Origin of the sequence: Spirosoma pollinicola (assembly GCF_002831565.1) — a bacterium.
In the GTDB taxonomy this organism is placed as follows: Bacteria; Bacteroidota; Bacteroidia; order Cytophagales; family Spirosomataceae; genus Spirosoma; species Spirosoma pollinicola.
This window is the reverse complement of the sequence record NZ_CP025096.1, coordinates 3,892,501-3,908,648: the sequence shown is the minus strand read 5'-3', so window position 1 is coordinate 3,908,648 and position 16,148 is coordinate 3,892,501. Positions and strand designations below refer to the sequence as shown.

Annotated in this window: 15 protein-coding genes and 2 tRNA genes (1 of these 17 running past the window's edge); 13 read left to right on the top strand and 4 right to left on the bottom strand. The window is 40.8% G+C overall.

Annotation, left to right across the window (positions count from 1 at the left end):
* Positions 1-18 precede the first annotated feature (18 nt).
* A complete protein-coding gene (locus CWM47_RS16430) occupies positions 19-642 on the bottom strand; it encodes a hypothetical protein (protein ID WP_100989339.1) in 624 nt (207 codons plus the stop codon).
* Between the two features lie 262 nt (positions 643-904).
* Here CWM47_RS16430 and CWM47_RS16420 point away from each other — a divergent pair, with 262 nt between their 5' ends.
* The 9 genes from CWM47_RS16420 (at position 905) to CWM47_RS40245 (ending at position 8,084) form a co-directional block, all read left to right on the top strand.
* Positions 905-2,143, top strand: coding sequence for a hypothetical protein (locus tag CWM47_RS16420; RefSeq protein ID WP_100989335.1), 1,239 nt, complete (start codon positions 905-907; stop codon positions 2,141-2,143).
* Positions 2,144-2,171: 28 nt separating this feature from the next.
* On the top strand, positions 2,172-3,869 hold the full coding sequence (locus CWM47_RS16415; RefSeq protein ID WP_100989332.1) for a hypothetical protein: 1,698 nt from the start codon (positions 2,172-2,174) through the stop codon (positions 3,867-3,869).
* A 144-nt stretch (positions 3,870-4,013) separates the two neighbouring features.
* Positions 4,014-4,086: transfer RNA gene (locus CWM47_RS16410), tRNA-Gly, on the top strand.
* 66 nt (positions 4,087-4,152) lie between these two features.
* Positions 4,153-4,239 (top strand) — tRNA-Leu (locus CWM47_RS16405).
* Between the two features lie 265 nt (positions 4,240-4,504).
* Positions 4,505-4,930, top strand: a complete 426-nt coding sequence (locus CWM47_RS16400) for a hypothetical protein (RefSeq protein ID WP_100989331.1) — start codon at positions 4,505-4,507, stop codon at positions 4,928-4,930.
* Between the two features lie 1,102 nt (positions 4,931-6,032).
* Entirely contained in the window at positions 6,033-6,956 is a 924-nt protein-coding gene (locus CWM47_RS16390) for a DUF5677 domain-containing protein (RefSeq protein WP_100989327.1), read from the top strand.
* Positions 6,957-7,075: 119 nt separating this feature from the next.
* Positions 7,076-7,240 carry a helix-turn-helix domain-containing protein gene (locus CWM47_RS39225; protein ID WP_240625923.1) on the top strand — a complete coding sequence of 55 codons (165 nt, stop codon included), beginning with the start codon at positions 7,076-7,078 and terminating at the stop codon, positions 7,238-7,240.
* Between the two features lie 38 nt (positions 7,241-7,278).
* Positions 7,279-7,548 carry a helix-turn-helix domain-containing protein gene (locus CWM47_RS39220; protein WP_240625922.1) on the top strand — a complete coding sequence of 90 codons (270 nt, stop codon included), beginning with the start codon at positions 7,279-7,281 and terminating at the stop codon, positions 7,546-7,548.
* A 128-nt stretch (positions 7,549-7,676) separates the two neighbouring features.
* Positions 7,677-8,084 carry a transposase gene (locus CWM47_RS40245; RefSeq protein ID WP_394342003.1) on the top strand — a complete coding sequence of 136 codons (408 nt, stop codon included), beginning with the start codon at positions 7,677-7,679 and terminating at the stop codon, positions 8,082-8,084.
* 196 nt (positions 8,085-8,280) lie between these two features.
* On the opposite strand, the gene CWM47_RS16380 is transcribed toward CWM47_RS40245, so the two are convergent.
* Positions 8,281-10,767, bottom strand: coding sequence for an ATP-binding protein (locus CWM47_RS16380; RefSeq protein WP_100989325.1), 2,487 nt, complete (start codon positions 10,765-10,767; stop codon positions 8,281-8,283).
* A gap of 555 nt (positions 10,768-11,322) precedes the next feature.
* Between CWM47_RS16380 and CWM47_RS16370 the strand changes: the two genes are divergently transcribed.
* The 4 genes from CWM47_RS16370 (at position 11,323) to CWM47_RS16355 (ending at position 14,224) form a co-directional block, all read left to right on the top strand.
* Positions 11,323-12,120 (top strand): hypothetical protein, encoded by a 798-nt coding sequence (locus CWM47_RS16370; protein WP_157815977.1) that lies wholly within the window; start codon positions 11,323-11,325, stop codon positions 12,118-12,120.
* Positions 12,121-12,543: 423 nt separating this feature from the next.
* Positions 12,544-12,765 (top strand): protein-export chaperone SecB, encoded by a 222-nt coding sequence (locus CWM47_RS16365; protein WP_394342017.1) that lies wholly within the window; start codon positions 12,544-12,546, stop codon positions 12,763-12,765.
* A gap of 225 nt (positions 12,766-12,990) precedes the next feature.
* The gene (locus tag CWM47_RS16360; protein ID WP_100989316.1) at positions 12,991-13,308 is read left to right on the top strand and encodes a helix-turn-helix domain-containing protein; all 318 of its coding nucleotides are present in this window, start codon (positions 12,991-12,993) and stop codon (positions 13,306-13,308) included.
* Entirely contained in the window at positions 13,295-14,224 is a 930-nt protein-coding gene (locus CWM47_RS16355; protein WP_100989314.1) for a phage/plasmid replication domain-containing protein, read from the top strand. Before CWM47_RS16360 ends, CWM47_RS16355 begins: the two co-directional genes overlap by 14 nt.
* A gap of 349 nt (positions 14,225-14,573) precedes the next feature.
* Here CWM47_RS16355 and CWM47_RS16350 read toward each other — a convergent pair whose 3' ends face one another.
* Both CWM47_RS16350 and CWM47_RS16345 read right to left on the bottom strand, forming a co-directional pair.
* Positions 14,574-15,542, bottom strand: a complete 969-nt coding sequence (locus tag CWM47_RS16350; protein ID WP_100989312.1) for a hypothetical protein — start codon at positions 15,540-15,542, stop codon at positions 14,574-14,576.
* Positions 15,543-15,545: 3 nt separating this feature from the next.
* A protein-coding gene (locus tag CWM47_RS16345) for a site-specific integrase (protein WP_100989310.1) crosses the window boundary here: on the bottom strand, positions 15,546-16,148 show its 3' portion. It continues 471 nt past the right edge of the window; only the last 603 of its 1,074 coding nucleotides appear in the window; its start codon lies off the right edge, out of view; its stop codon occupies positions 15,546-15,548.

Here is a 16,148-nt window from a genome sequence, read left to right as displayed (position 1 = left end):
CAGTCCCGCTAACTCCGCTTAGTCGACAATTTTTACCCGAATGCGGTGGGGCGCTACCTGATTACCGCCGAAATAAAGGCCGGTATTATAGGCAAACGACTTGTTGTGCGTGAAGGGTACAGTTTTACCTCCCAGTACCTGATACACCTTCCGAGTGTAGTCGATTTTGATGGTCATTTTGGTAGGCGTATTCAGGGCTACTTCGGCCACCTTAAAGTCTATACGCTGTCCTTCAACATAAACATAAGCACCCAAATCAATGCGGCCATGTTGCGGATTCCAGCGCCAGCCTACCCGTGCGCCATCTACCTGGTGCGGAGGAACACCGTCCAGTGGCTGATCTTTAGAACCCACGAACCCAAGGCCAATCACTTTATTCCAGTCGTCGGTATCAACGGCACCAACCTCGTAAATGCATGAACTATCGAACGTAACCGTTGCGGAGACTTCACTCGGGCTGATCAGTAAGCCCACTTTACGCTTGGGATTGGGTTCGTGTTCACCCGCTTCGATAACCACCCAGTCAGAATCGGAGAGCAGGAAGTCGGGCACGCACGCGCTCATGGAGAGGCTAAGTCCCAAAAACAGGAGTGTCTTTGCCGAGACCAGAAAGACGCGTACTGATGAATGTAAACGTAGCATGATTATGAGCGCACAAATGGTTTCGCAAATAACGCTACAAACCAGTCAATTGGTGTCCCGTTGGCTCAGGTTGACATTTCTTGCGGTCATTATACAAATGAAAATCTGCTTATCGTTTACTAACGGCTTGGCAAGGTATAGCATTGACATACAGTGGCATACGAATAACGACCGAATACAATTATTTTAAGCTAAGCCGACCAACTTTTCGGTATTTTTAGGCATCCGTTTAACAGCTCATTTTTATTCACGTTGATTTTATATGGAATCCGCATTTCCTTCCTCTTTTCAATCCGATCGTGAGCAGTCCGGCAGTTGGCGTCTGGGTATACCAACCTACATTTATGCCGTTGTCTTTGCCTCATTTTGCGTCGTAATGGGCCTGCTTTGGGACATCATGTGGCACATGAGCATCGGGCGAGATGGGTTGCTGGCCCCTCCGCACGTTGTTATTTATGTGGGGGCTGTTGTATCCGGCCTGTTTTCTGCCTACCAGATTTTAAGCCTGACCTTCACGAAGAACCATCCGGGCAGAGCAACCGCTATTCCGTTCTGGGGTATTTTTTACGGATCGCTGGGTGCCATGTTCAGCGTTTGGGGCGCATTGGCAATGTTGACATCAGCGCCCTTCGACGACTGGTGGCACAATACCTATGGTCTCGACGTTCAGATCCTGACGCCCCCGCACACTATTCTGGCAGTTGGCATCATGACGCTTCAGTTTGGTGCCATCGTTGGGGTATTGGCACTTCAGAATCAATACCGGAACCGGTTAACCAGCCAAACGACAGAGGATGTCCTGCGATTAGGCCGCCTGAAATGGCTGTTTGCCCTGGCCGCTGGCCTGCTTCTGATCATACTTTATACGCTACTGTCTGAGTCGATGGGCATGCGCGAGTCGCACCAGTCCGGGTACTATGCTACAGCCGCTATTATCCTTCCGTTTTACCTGCTGGCCGTAGGGCGGGCTTCTATGTTGCGTTGGCCCATTACCACCATTACAGGCATTTATATACTGGGTATGTTGCTGCCAAGCTGGATACTTCAGAATTTTCCGGCCACACCACGCCTGGGGCCGGTGCTGAATCCGATTACGCAATACCAGCCCTTTATGTTCCCGCTTTTGCTCGTCATTCCGGGTCTGGCGCTCGATTGGCTCATGCATCGTTTCGACGCACCGCTGAACGGGAAACGCAAACTGAACGACTGGCTGCTGGCGGGTATATATGCCGTAGCCTTTATGCTGGTATTACTGGCCGTGCAATGGCCCTTTGGCGACTTTCTGCTGACCTCACCCTACGCACAAAATGGCGTTTTCCTCTCCTATTCCTGGACCTACGACAGCCCTCCCGATTGGGAGTATCGCTATGCGTTTGCCCCCTGGAATCTTCAATCGGCCGCCGATTTCTGGACTGGTTTCGGGAAAGCCCTTCTCTATGCAACCCTCTCGGCCCGCGTTGGCCTGTTTTGGGGTAACTGGATGAAACGAATTGCACGATAGACGGCGAAAACAGCTAGAAACAGAAAACATGATAACTATACATTGCAGAAAGCCCGGTCAGCTAAATTGGGTTGTTCTCCTCGTTTCGCTCTTTCACTCTTTCGTTCTTTCGCAGATGGCCTATGGCCATGTTGGTAGTTCAGGGGTGATTGTGCAAAAACAGGCCGGGAAATATCAATTGTTAATCAGCATAAAACCACCGGATGTGGTGCCCGGAACCGCCAGCGTTACCGTCTTTGTCGAACAGGGGCGAGCGGGCATTATCGGTGCCCGACCTATCTATTTCCGTTCGGGCGATAAGGGCGCACCAACACATGATATATTGACACCCACGGGTACGAACCGCTACGAGGGTGATTTATGGCTGATGAGTTCGGGTTCGTCGAGTATTGAATTTGATATTGATGGTCCCGATGGAAAACAACGCGTGGTGGTGCCTGTAATGGCCGTAGCCACGGCACTGCGGGATATGCCAGAGGGAACAGGCTTTGGGCTGGCCGCAATGGGGTTGTTGCTGGTCGTCATGCTGGTCACGATCATTGGCGCCAGTAATGCCGATGGGGTTGTAGCGCCGGGACAAGCGCCACCCGCTAAACTCGGACGTAAACGTGTAGTGGGTATGGGTATTGGTTTAATCGCGATCACGCTGATTCTGGCGGGTTGGCGGTCGTGGTGGAACAGCACCGCCGAAGACTACCGGAACGTTCAGCTGTACCGCCCAACGCCCATTAAGGCATCGGTGCGAATCGCAGACGGACAACGCCAGCTGACAATACGATTTGATACAAGTGGCTATGGCGCCGACCGACAAAAGCGCCGGACCCTGAGTTACATCTTGCCCGACCACGGCAAACTGATGCATGCCTTTCTAGTGCGTATGCCGGGTCTGGACGCCTTCGCCCACCTGCATCCAAACCGTCTGGACACCCTGAATTATGAGTCTGCCTTACCGGCTTTACCGGGGGGTAAATACATGCTGTTTGCCGATGTCGTGTATCGCAGTGGTTTCGCCGAAACCTTAACCGATACAGTCGAAGTACCTTTACTCAAAATCTCGGCGGAAGCGGCTGCGGCTGCAAAACCAACGGACCCTGACGATAGCTGGCTCGTTGCCGAACCTATGGGTGTGAAAGCCAATGCAGTAAACGTGCCGCATTTGGACAACGACATGGTGGTATGTGGAAAACCCGGTGCCAGCGCTAAACTTGCCGATGGCTCCAGTATGATCTGGATGGACAAATCAGCGCAAATACTGGAAGCCGGTAAATTATATACGCTGAAGTTTGCCGTGGCCGATGCACAGGGAAAAGCGACGCCCATAGAACCTTATCTGGGCATGGGTGGTCATGCCGCTATTCTGCGCTCCGACGGCACGGTCTATATTCACCTTCACCCGGTGGGCACTTACTCGATGGCGGCCGAAGGTTCGCTGGTCAGCCGCATAGCCGACACGGCCCGGACGTTCCATTACCCCAACGCTGTTCATTTTCGGGATAGTATCGACAACTGGCTGGCCAAACTCAAAACGTTGCCGGAAGTCGAGAAAAATCGAATGCTGGCGGCATCGATGCCGGTCATGAGTCACCCAATGAAAACGAACAATATGGTTGAGTTCCCGTATGCCTTTCCAAGGGCAGGTCATTACCGAATTTGGGTGCAGGTGAAACGCAATGGCCAGGTATTGACGGGAGTGTTCGATACACAGGTCAATGATCCATTACTTTAAAAAGTGGCTTAACTCGTTCAGAATCAGTTTTTGGAAAATTTTTTGCCAATTTTTATAGATTTTTTTTGAGGGCATCACTTGACAAATACCAAAATAAAGCTACCTTTGCATCCACAATTCGCCAATAGGCAGGCGAACTAACTTGCGAAAGTAGCTCAGCTGGTAGAGCGCGACCTTGCCAAGGTCGAGGTCGCGGGTTCGAACCCCGTCTTTCGCTCAACAAAAAGGCACCGACCCCGGTGCTTTTTTTGTAAATGCCGCTCCGCATTGCGGGGCATGGAATGCCGGGATGGTGGAACTGGTAGACACGCCGGACTTAAAATCCTGTGGGCATCCGCCCGTGCGGGTTCGACTCCCGCTCCTGGTACCATTATCTATTATTAAAGGTCTGTGATACAATGTGTTACAGACCTTTTTTATTGCTTAGGGGACAGATAGGGGACACTTTTGTCCACGTGTTAAATATTAGAATTAAATAATACTAACATACTCGTTCTTGTTGATCTGTGAATTAGTTTGTAAAGTGGCTTCTCTTGAATCACGAGCTAATTTGATGTGACAACTCAGTGAACGTCTTTAACTTTACAGACATACTCATGGATTACATGAATTAGTAAAGGATAAGAACTTGTAAAATGGGGACATTAGGATTTGAATTTGGAAAAATATATATAATTGAATCGCTACCTGAAACAGAAGCTTCAATTAGAGATGGGCAAAAAACTACTTCAGGAGAATATTTCGCTCGAAAACTCATTCCATATTGTAACACTGTAAGTCAGAAGCAAGTGGAATTTCAGCTTTGTAAAGTAAGCTCTGCAAAGGAGCTTCAGGACGTTTTAATGTCAATTAAAAAAGTAGCAAAGCATGAATATCCATTAATTCATTTTGAAATACATGGAACAGAAGGACAAGATGGAATAGCTTTAATAAATAAGGATGTAGTTTACTGGCCAGAATTACTACATAGTCTTAGAAGTATTAATATTGAGTGTGATAATAATTTATTGGTATTATTAGCAACGTGTTTGGCGCACACAATATTAAATCAATCAATTTAAATGAAGGAGTATTTCCATATTATGCTGTTATCGCTCCTGACGATCTAGAATTGCCAATTTTTTTAGAAAATGCTTATTCTCTATTTTATATATAGATGATTATTGACGAAGATGTCGAACTTGGCATTCGTCTATTAAACGAAAATATTGCAAGTCAGTATAGTAAAATTAGTATGATTACGTGTGAATTCTCTTATATAATGCATACGTAAATGCGTTAAAAAGTTACGATATAGGAAAATTTATGAATGTGATGATTCAAGATCCAGGTATAAAAAGTTTGGGAATTAACAAGATAAATGAATTGGTAACTAGTTATATAGATTCGGATAAATTTAAAGAAAGGCTATTGACAAAATTAAAAAACAACCATTTAATGGCTAATACGCCGAAGAATGTAAAAAGATTCCTATTTAACAACGAATACCTAATGAATCTTCTTAAATAGATAATTTATATTAAACTTTTTTTTGTTTAAATACTTGTGAATGCATATGACTCCAGCCACCCACAACCGGCCCTATATATCAACAATCAAATGGCGTGTGCGACCATTGACTTGCTGGCACCTAGCCTCGTTTCCCCAAATCATGGGAGCTAACTTGATCGATTGTGAATGAATATACAGTGCTGAGAATGATGCTTTTCTACTGATCCGTTGACGATACACGAAATTAAATGCTGCGTTCACCCGCTAAAAGGTTCCTTTATGTTCCCATTGATCAAATTAGTGGTGAACAGCTTATAGTATAAATCTTCAAAAAGTATATTGCGCCATTGTCCGCCCGTACGCGATAGTCATAAATGACATTGACAATGCGTCTTAAGTCATGCCTGTGCTTGCTTTGGAGTGCTAAAAAAGGCGAAATTGCGGCCCACTTCGCGTCGGTTAGTAGCTTTCAATGTTTATGCATCGTTGAATATTTTGATCGATACAAAAATGACACGACGTTTAGTTCTTCTCAATTTCCAAACACACTCTAAGAAAAACTAAACAGTAGATTACTACTTAATCCAAGCTTTTTGAAATAAGCATTATACACATCTGCATTAAGTGGTATAACGATTAAATAACATTGTAATCAATAACTTTCTATTACTGATGATAGACATCGATTTAGCTACACAGTCAACTATTGATGAGTTAGCATATCAAAAAAATAAAAATAAATTATCTTATCACGCAAAATTAATTTATGACTATAGGAATTTAGGTACTTACTTAATAGATATGGAAAAAGATAAGCTTGATTCACATCCTGAAATATCGCTTGCAGTAATTGGAATATTTAGGAGGCTTATTGAGTTAATGGATGCTTGCGCTATTCTAATACAGGAAGGGAGCATTTTGCCAATGCATCCAATAATGAGAATTATGCTAGAATTAGGTTTTCAATTTGAATTTCTTCTAAATGATCCGACAAGAATTAAGGAAAAAGCATTGTGTATATTTATTGCAGAATTGTATGATGAATTAAGGCAGGCAAATAAGCGGATTGCAATTCCAAATATTGAAAAACTTCAACCAATTACTGATATACAGAACCAAATAAATATATATCAAAATAAAATTGATAACGTAATTTTCGATCCTATTAGAACTAAGTACGATACAGCTACAATGATTAAGGGTGGACCAAATATTGGGACAAGAAAACAATTTTCTGTATTTTGGTTCACTATCTCTGATTCTATAAATACTGTAACAGATTTAAGAGCTTCATTAAATCGGGAGGCCATGCAGGAATTAATTTATTCAGAGTTTTCTAAGACTGTTCATTCTAACTCATTAATTTCGGATTCCCTACATCAAGTAGATGGCAAAGTCATAATAAAACCTATAAGGGATGCCCATGATATAGAGGCTAATACAAATGCTGTAATTAAAGTGGCCTCATACATGTATAAAGTGATGTGGCCTAGACAATCATACGAAGAACAAGCTGAGTACTTTCGAGCAAGGGAAAGTTTTATACGGAGATACCCACAATTCAAGAGTGCAGTTCTTCTAAATATAGTACTGTAAATCTGCGGTTTTTCTTAAAATTGAAATCAACCTATTCTCACATAGTTCTACAAACACTTCTGGATTTGCAAATTATTGATCCGTGAGTAAGTTTATTAACGTTTGTGCCTTGGCTTTTTATGGCTACCTACAAACAGGCAGATTACGAAGCGCTGCGGCATCGCTGCGTCGAACTCAACCAGGCAGGCTGGAAGCAGGCCGATATTGCCCGGGCCTTCGGTCTGACACCCGCCTGGGTTAGTCAGACGCTTAAAACCTTCCGCCAACAGGGGAGGCCGGCCTAATAACCAGCAAACGCACCGGAGCACCACCCCGGCTGACGATGGAGCAACTCGACCAGCTAACCATGGAACTGGCTAAAGGCGCTGAGCACCACGGCTTTTCAGACCAGGTCTGGACCCGACCGCGCATCAACCAGGTTATCAATCAGCTCTTTGGCGTCAGCTACGATCCGTCTCAAATCGGGCGACTACTCAAGAAAGTAGGTTGGAGTCGACAAAAACCCGCCCGGCTAGCCCGACAACAGGATACTCAGGCTGTTCTCAACTGGCAGGAAGAACGTTTACCCGCTCTCAAAAAAGGCTCAAACTGAAGGGCGAACGATTCTGTACGTGGACGAAGCGGCTTGTTATTTATTACCTTTTGTGGCTCATAGCTGGGCTCCGCGTGGTCAAACGCCCTTGTTGGTAGAGCAGGCTGGACGGGCGCACCTCAATCTGATTGCCGCAATTGCTCCCAATTGGTCGCTTGCATCTAGCGGGTCAAGATCAGCCATTTGACAACGAAGCGATTTGCTGGTTTCTGGGCAAGCTCTGTTGGCATTACCGACGTCAAAACCTGTTGGTGATTTGGGATGGGGCGGCCATCCACCGTTCGCAAACCGTTAGAGACTGGCTTCACCATCGACCTGGTCGAGTGCATTTGAAGCGTTTGCCGGCTCACAGTCCCATGCTCAATCCGGTCGAGTTAGTCTGGAGCCAACTTAAGCGATCGCTGAAAAATCGGGTCTTTACAAGCCTGGAATCGCCCCAAGCCGCCGTGCTGGAAGAGGTTGATTACTTACAGGCGGATCACCAACGAATCCGTTGCTTTTTCCGCAAAAAAGAGGTTGCCTTCTTCACGGACTAATTCACGGGTCTATAAGTACTAAAACCATATAGGAGCAATTAAGATATCCAAATTCTATGCTCAAGCCTGATGAATCACAAATTGAGCGTTTAATAGTTGTGCCTCAGAATTATCTCCTCCAGAATGGGAGGAGATAATTGCAAAACACGATTCATAGAAAATAATGGTTACTTTAAATTCTAAAAAATTTATTTTATCACAACGTTTTATTTAACAATTTATTTAGATCATTTTCCAAACCATTATTTAGTAAGTTTTCTACAATGCGATTGGAAACTATTTCATTATCAAATGTTTCCTTCTTTTCTTGATATTTCAAGTATTCAACAAAACGCTCAACTACTAATTTTCTTAAGTATAAGCTACGCTTACCAGTATCATCAGCAAGTGGAAAGCTCTTTCGTATTCTTGTATAAAAATCATCATCGAAAATAGGAGTATCTTGTACTATCAAGTCCATATATGCAAATGTAGGGATCAATGACTTAACGTAGTAATTTCCTTTCATAGATATACTAATATTGCTATTATCAGGAAGATCTAATTCTGAATCTTTATCTAATAAACTATCTTCAGTTTCAATCAAATTGAATTTCAACAATTCATTAATCTCAGCAATTATTATACTCGGTTTGTAAGACAATTTTGAAAAATCTTCACTAATATTAATGACTGGTATATATTTTTCTAGATAACCCACTTTATCAATTTTTGATTTTAAATAATATAATATTTGAATCTTTAAAAACTGGCTACTACTACCTTCTACAGGATAAAAAACATTATTTATTTTACTAATAAGATGATTGTAATATTTTTTATTTTCCAGCGCAACCGCAGTTATAAACTCCCAAATAGGTATTAAATTATGGGTGCTTGAATCAGATAATTTATCAAATCTTTGTCTTAATATATACTCTTCTACATTTGAATGTCCCGACAAAAGAAAATTGTTAAATACTTCTAAACCCTCTCTTATATTCGGATAGGTAGTTTCTTTTAAGAAATTAAGCATTTTAGAATTTTCACGCCCAAATAAAGTTTGCCTTACACTTAAAAAATACTCTTTAACAGAGTTATTTTTAAGCTCTAATCTATAGTTACTTTGTAGATCTCCAAAAGTTTTTCCTTCTAAATTAAAATTTTCAAGAGCATAGTCAATTCTTTTTTGTAAAACATCTTCATAAGGTGGTGCTGTAACATGATAGACATTACTATTGAAAGCATCAAATGGTGGCTTATTACGCCAAGAGTAGTAGTACCCCTCTCTCAAAGAAATAATTACAGCACATTTAGCTTTTCTGTTTATACTCTGTGCAAACAAAAAAGCCTTTTTCTGTACTTCTGTATTAAATTGATCTGCATTATCAATGATAAGACAGAGCCTTAATGACCTCTCTCTTATCATGTATTCAGAAAGTTTAATAAAATGAGATTCATCATCTTTCTGGCACTCTTCTAAAAATGAAATCAAATATTCGTAATACTTTTCTGGATTATGTTCTTTATAATGCCCCCACCCGGCCTCTTCTTTTCGTTTTATTTCTGTAAGATATATTCTTTTTAAAACCTTAAGACTGTGTAACTCATAATCTGGATAAAACTCATAAAGAGATAAAATTGAATCTTTTATAATTAATGAATTAATTCTCCCTAAATCCTCTTCTGTATATTTCCTAAAATCAAGATATACATATGGGCGTTTTTTCAAGAATAAATCATCAAAAGAAACTTTAAATAAGAAATTTATAAAGGTCGTTTTACCTGCACCTTTAGATCCGACAATTATAATAGGTTTAGGAGGTTCAATAGTTTTTAAAGTTATCGGAACAGATTCGATTTCATCTTTAATCTGTTTTACTATACTATTAGTATTCCTGGCTGAGCTAATTTCGCTCAAACGACGTGGTCTATCACCGAATAATCTTTCTATCTCTGATCTATTTTTATTTATTTCTTCATTAGAAACAAAGCATTTCTCAATCAATTCTTTGTCATCTAGCACATCATATTTGTAAATTTCATTAAATATTTCATTTATAATTGGAGTTATATTAGAGCTAAATGAGTTTCGAATTAATTCAACTTCCTTATTTGGCAAGCTTGTAGAAATAATTTGTGCTTTCTGCTCATCTTCATTTAAGAATTCAAATCCAACATTTTCAACTATAGAACCTTTAGATAAGCAATTGTAGAAATCAACAAATCTATTGCTTATATCATCTATATTGTGAAACAGAAGACATTTATTTTTTGTCCAATCACTTGCATCTGAATTTAGGAATTTCCCAATTATGAACTGATGTCCATTTGATATAATCCCATGCTGCAACCCAGCTTCTAACAAGTAATATCTAATTTGATTAATTACTTCTAAATTTTCTTTTCGGATACTACCGATACTTGTCGATTTGTTTTTCAAAGGAAGCTTAAAATCATTATGAGTTTTTTTTGCTTCAACTATAAATTTAAAATTTGGTATTGAAATCAAATAGTCATAATAACCTTCGTGAGTATGCCCTTCTCGCTGAATATCATTTTCTGTCCATCCTAATACATTCTTCAAGATTTCGTCTAAAATTTTAGACCTAGTATCAGATTCCGTTAAATCAATATCTTTATAGGCTTCAAGATTTCTTTTAAAATCTTCAAATTTCTCTCTAGCTTGATCTATAGAATGCATATACTTCAAAAATTATGTTTAATTAAACTATACAAAAAGAATTGCATCAAGATACATAAGCGATTTGCCTTCTTTTTTGTATATTTATAGAATAGCCAAGTAAAACAAAATGCTTTTTATTTACAAATAAACAGATTATAAATGAATTAAGCGGTATTATTGATGCGTGAATTAGTCCGTAAAGTAGTTTACTTATTGAAGCTGCCCAACGCAGCCTAAAGCCGTTACCATCTCTCATAAGCTTTACAGGCTTATTCACGCATCAATAATATGTAAAGTGGCTTTTCCTAGATCATGGACTAACTTGCTGTGACAACTCAATGTCCGTCTTTAAATTTACAGAATTGTCAAAGAATCAATAAGCTATTGTCAAATGAATAAGGATAAGGAAATGGCTATTTTGAAAATGGTGTATGATACGGCTCATTTTAAGTCGGTAAGCAACCAAGAAAGCCCTGATTTCGTATTACAGCATCATAATCTTGATACGGGTTTCGGGGTGGAAATAACTGAACTGTATCACTCTGAGTCGCATGCCCGATTAAAAAATGTTTCTTGGTACACCGATCACTTACTCAATGGGGTAGCTACATTCATCGGAAAGATGAGAAGAATATTCAAGTAGATAAAATTTCAATTATTGATGCTGATGGAACAACGAAAGCATCTGATATTATGGCAGTTGCCCATCGACGACCTTCTCCAAGTGTCTACTCTGAGTTACTAGCCTCTATCGTGAAACGGAAGAATGATAAGATCGTCGAATATTGTAAGGGGTTAGATCACGTGAATTTGATTGTAGCTGACATGGAAGAGCCCTTCTCCTATACTGACGATAAGGAGCTTTATAAATATCTGTTCGACCCTGCCCTTAAAAAGATCATTACAAGTACAAAATTCAATGAAGTATTTCTGATAACTCGGGTAAAGAAAAACCGCAAAGTATTTATTCCGCTCCGAATGTTATTAGTCTTAGGTCAGATCTTCCTTTTCGACTGGGCTATTGGAGAATTCTATCCAAGCTTAACTTATGAATCCCCAGATGCAAGATTGCGATTTTTTGCAGAATTTCTAATAACCATAGGGCACAGAATCACCTTGAGGACAACTGAAAAAGGTTTAGCTATCAAAGTAGGACTTTATCTCATTAGAGCCATTCCAGGCGAAGGGACAACCGTACTGGACTACTTAGATATATCCATGCAAAATAAAATTGTACCTATTGAGAAGAGTGAACACAGTGATAAATTAAATAATGCTTTTATGACATTTTATGAAGACTATACGCAGAAGGGGATATTTATCGCAAGTGTTGCCTTTGAAGTAACCCTAGATCAAGTAGACATTAAATGATCTTGAGTATGAGCGTGTCTTTAATCGGTGTTGGCAGATTTTTTCCAAATAGAGTAAGCTTAATTTCAATTTCGGAGCCCACTAGGGCCTTGCCAATTGCTAGTCGTATGGGCTCACCAAAAGCTTCTTCCGGTTGCAAATGCTCTTAACGCATCGGTGTCGGATTCGCTGAACTACGCCATGGCTACTTCATTAGTTGTTTGTTGCTACCTACTCATGGAAACCGCTCCGAAGCCAGCCTTTACTTTACAAAAAATAGACTTACTAACCGTCAACTTCAGGCGCGATGAGGAGTTAACTAACACGGGTACCGTTCAAAATAGGTTACAGATTCACTCTGCCCGTCGAACGGAACTCCCACATCTATACGTTACGCTAGAAGCAGAGGTTTGGTAGGAGCAGGACGAAAAGCGACCGCTAGAAATTACGGTTAAAATGGGTGGTCAATTTCTTGTGATCGATGGAACAGACCAATCTATTTTGGACAACTTCGCCGATATAAACGGTCCTGCCATCCTCTTTCCTTTTGTACGTGAGATTATTGCTTCTTTGACGGCACGTGCCGGAATACCAACCGTTTTGGTTCAGCCACTAAATTTTGTGGATATGGCCCAACGGCGGCAGCAGAGCCAACCTTCTGAGTAAGAATACTCATTAACTTTAATCGGAATATTTTAAGAGAGCCTACTCAATTCGAGTGGGTTTTTGTTTTTAGATGTAGTGTTAAATTCTCTTCTAATGAGTGGTTTAAAAACATATACCGCTATATGGTTCTCTATTTTCTTGGCTGACCTATCTGCTCATTTTTGACCTGCAATTGCACTAAACGGCTACCGGGGCTGATTGGCAACCATTTAACGCAGGTAAGAAATGAGTACTCTAATTGATTCAGGTTTGAAAGAACAGCTCGACCGCATCGAAACGTCTATATTATCGAAGAAAGACGTTCTAACCTTTGTCGAATTCTGCAATTATGTCGGCATTGGTGAATCCTACGGCTATCGGTTAACATCGCAAAAACAAGTACCGCATTATAATCCACGCGGTAAGCAATTATATTTCAATAGAGCGGAGATCGACGAGTGGCTAATGCAGAATCCCGTTAAAACGGCAACTCAGATTGCCGAGGAGGTTAAACAATACGACCAGCATCGCCAAAAAGGCAAAACTTCGCATGGTCGGGCTTGATACGCTTAATATGTGGTTGAGTGTTGAGAAAGCGGGGGGTGTTGACTTGCTGAATGTTACTTCCCGCTTTCTCGACTCCAACACGCTAATTTACCAACAACGTGCCGATGGTAGAGAATCATATGTAGGGCACATTAACAATTATCGAGTCGCTGTGTATGAGAGCGGGATCAGCTTAAACGGATCTCTTCCCAAAAGCTATCTTGGTAGTAACGTGAAACCGTTAGACTATAACGAGACTGCCTTGGCTTTAGAATCGTTGAGCGACCAACTGCACTTGCCTTTAAAGCAGTCTATTGTAAAACGGTTTGATTTTGCTGACACATTTGTTATGGAACGCCCTGTAAAGGATTATTTGGAGTATTTAGGTAATAGCCGCTTCTACAACCGGTTTGAGCAACCTAAATCAATACTTTGGAAAAATGGTAAGCGCGAAAAGATGGTCTACGACAAAGGCGATGAATGTAAACGCCACAAATCTTCTATCCCTGTTTGTTACCAAAATAAACATCTACTGCGTTATGAGCTACGTTACGTTAGTGATTTACCAAAACACTTTAACACAGTCGAAGTAACACCAAAAACTCTTTGTAATCAAGATTTCTGTCATAACATCTGCTGTCAGTGGGTTGCGGAGTATAAATGCATCACTAAGATTCAGAAAATGATCTTTAGTACCACACCTAAAACGCCAAAGATTTTTTCTGATCAACTAACTTTAGCTGGAATCGAAAGTATGGGTGGCTATATGGCAGTTAATGACTTGGTAGACCAGATTCGAAAGAATGGAGGGTTTGCTCAACCTGAACACTCAAGTAGAATTAAACATCGCTTAGAGACGCTAATGCAAAGCTCAAGCCTAGCCATCCCAAGTGAGTTGATAACGGAGCTTGACAAGAAAATAGTAATTCATTAAATACATCGCTGAACCCCACGCGATAGAAAGGGACCTTTTTTGACAAAAAATGTCAATAAAATATTTATAGAACCACCTGCTGTTCTATGGAAATTAATCAGCTTGTATATAGTGAAGGCGTACGTGAGCATGAGGGTTGAGATTCTTTTTAACTGCCATAAAAATGGGGATACAGTCAAATTGACCATATTGCAGGATACACGCGTGCGCGTGCGCGAGGGGCATGACCATTAAACACTTTGAAGACTGTAAAATGAAGTAGTACAACAGCTCCGTGGGCGCTAAAAAAGAGCGTTAGTTGCATGTTTAACTTTTTATGAACTACCCAATGCACTAATTGCCGGTTTATCTATTCGATTAGCTTAACCACTTCAATTATTGCATCTATTTCGTTACCGCGTTTAGGTTTTTTGCTCCTGTTTTGTTCGTACATCTGTCTATCCCTCACTAAGTTGTTGAAGCGTTTATCATTGGTGCCAATAAAATGCTGTTCCGTTGCGGCCCATAGACTGTCATTCTTAGCTCCAAGTAATCCATTGGTAACAAGTTTTTGAATGAGGTAAGCTAGTTGGCCATTACCGCCAACCCAGATAATAGGTTCGGTATTGTCGCCAGTGAGGTTTGCTATAAACTCCTGTTTGTCAGTTGAGAGGTCAAGCAGTTTACTAGCACTCATTAACTCTTCAAATAGTTTATCAAGTCGCCCATCACTCATTAGGTTTTCAAAGTGGTATGAACGGTTATTATTAACTCGATTAGTAGGGAGGCCGTTTTTGCGGTTCTGTTCCCCTTGTAGGTACAATTTAAAAAGTACTCTGTCCCAAATCGTAGCGATACGAGCCGGTAGTAATCCATCATCTGCCCCTAATGCTGTATTTTGAACGCCAAATCTGCCCAATAAGCCATCATCAACTAAAATACGATGTTCCTTATATGCGCCTGACAAAAATATGCTGTAAAGCATTTCTGCAAGGGGGGTATCTAGCAAGGCCAATTCGTGTTCAACCTTTTTTAATTGGTCTGCTGTAAACTCAAGAATTAGATGGCTGTCTGTAGCCTTCTTGTTATTTACCTCGTTCTTATAATTGGTTTGTAGTTGCTCAAAAGGTAAATACGTCAGTAGTTCTTGTTCACTGGGTTTAGCTTGTTCAGGAGGAGTATAAGTAAACAAGTATCTTCTGTGTATATCAATTGCCTCCTTGAATTGATCTATACGCTCCTCATCTGTCGAGGGAGATGGAGCAAGGGGGTAAAGTTCATCACGCAACCAAGCTAACTGCTCAATGTCATCATCCGTCAAAAACTCAATCTTTGCCATGGCTTAGAATTGAATTTCTGGTAAGGAGTTAACAGCTTGTTCTTTAACAGCCTTTGCGACCCTTACGTATTTAGTCGTATGTCGTAAATTGGAATGTCCTAACAAGCTACTGATAGTAAGTAAATCAGTATTGAACATAGCTAAGTTAGTCCCAAATGAGTGTCGGGCACAATGGAATGTAATATGCTTATCTATTTTAGCCCTTTTCGTCCAATACCGAATAGCCTTAATCGTACCATTATGGGATGGCAGGGTAAACACCAACTCATCACTATTACCTGATTCTCCAAGTAACTTGACAGCAGTTTTGTTGAGATTGATTGTTACATCTCGATCAGTCTTTTCCTGAACAACGAATAAGGCTCCATTTCTAACGTTTTTCCATTTTAATGCTTTGATGTCTACAAACCGTAGACCCGTTTGGCAACTGAATAGAAAAGCCCGTTTTACTTCTTCGTTGCCACAATAGGTATTAGCTAGCAATTGCAGTTCATCAATAGTCAGTACGTCTTTCAATAGACTATCGTTTGTTCGTTTGTTCATCACGTCCATGGCCGGACTTTTGATAAATACTTTATCTCTGACAGCCTGCTTTAGTACCTTCTT

Coding starts and splice junctions, on each gene's coding strand:
- CWM47_RS16430 (WP_100989339.1), bottom strand. CDS start 642: ATGCTACGTTTACATTCATCAGTACGCGTCTTTCTGGTCTCGGCAAAG.
- CWM47_RS16420 (WP_100989335.1), top strand. CDS start 905: ATGGAATCCGCATTTCCTTCCTCTTTTCAATCCGATCGTGAGCAGTCC.
- CWM47_RS16415 (WP_100989332.1), top strand. CDS start 2,172: ATGATAACTATACATTGCAGAAAGCCCGGTCAGCTAAATTGGGTTGTT.
- CWM47_RS16400 (WP_100989331.1), top strand. CDS start 4,505: ATGGGGACATTAGGATTTGAATTTGGAAAAATATATATAATTGAATCG.
- CWM47_RS16390 (WP_100989327.1), top strand. CDS start 6,033: ATGATAGACATCGATTTAGCTACACAGTCAACTATTGATGAGTTAGCA.
- CWM47_RS39225 (WP_240625923.1), top strand. CDS start 7,076: ATGGCTACCTACAAACAGGCAGATTACGAAGCGCTGCGGCATCGCTGC.
- CWM47_RS39220 (WP_240625922.1), top strand. CDS start 7,279: ATGGAGCAACTCGACCAGCTAACCATGGAACTGGCTAAAGGCGCTGAG.
- CWM47_RS16380 (WP_100989325.1), bottom strand. CDS start 10,767: ATGCATTCTATAGATCAAGCTAGAGAGAAATTTGAAGATTTTAAAAGA.
- CWM47_RS16360 (WP_100989316.1), top strand. CDS start 12,991: ATGAGTACTCTAATTGATTCAGGTTTGAAAGAACAGCTCGACCGCATC.
- CWM47_RS16355 (WP_100989314.1), top strand. CDS start 13,295: ATGGTCGGGCTTGATACGCTTAATATGTGGTTGAGTGTTGAGAAAGCG.
- CWM47_RS16350 (WP_100989312.1), bottom strand. CDS start 15,542: ATGGCAAAGATTGAGTTTTTGACGGATGATGACATTGAGCAGTTAGCT.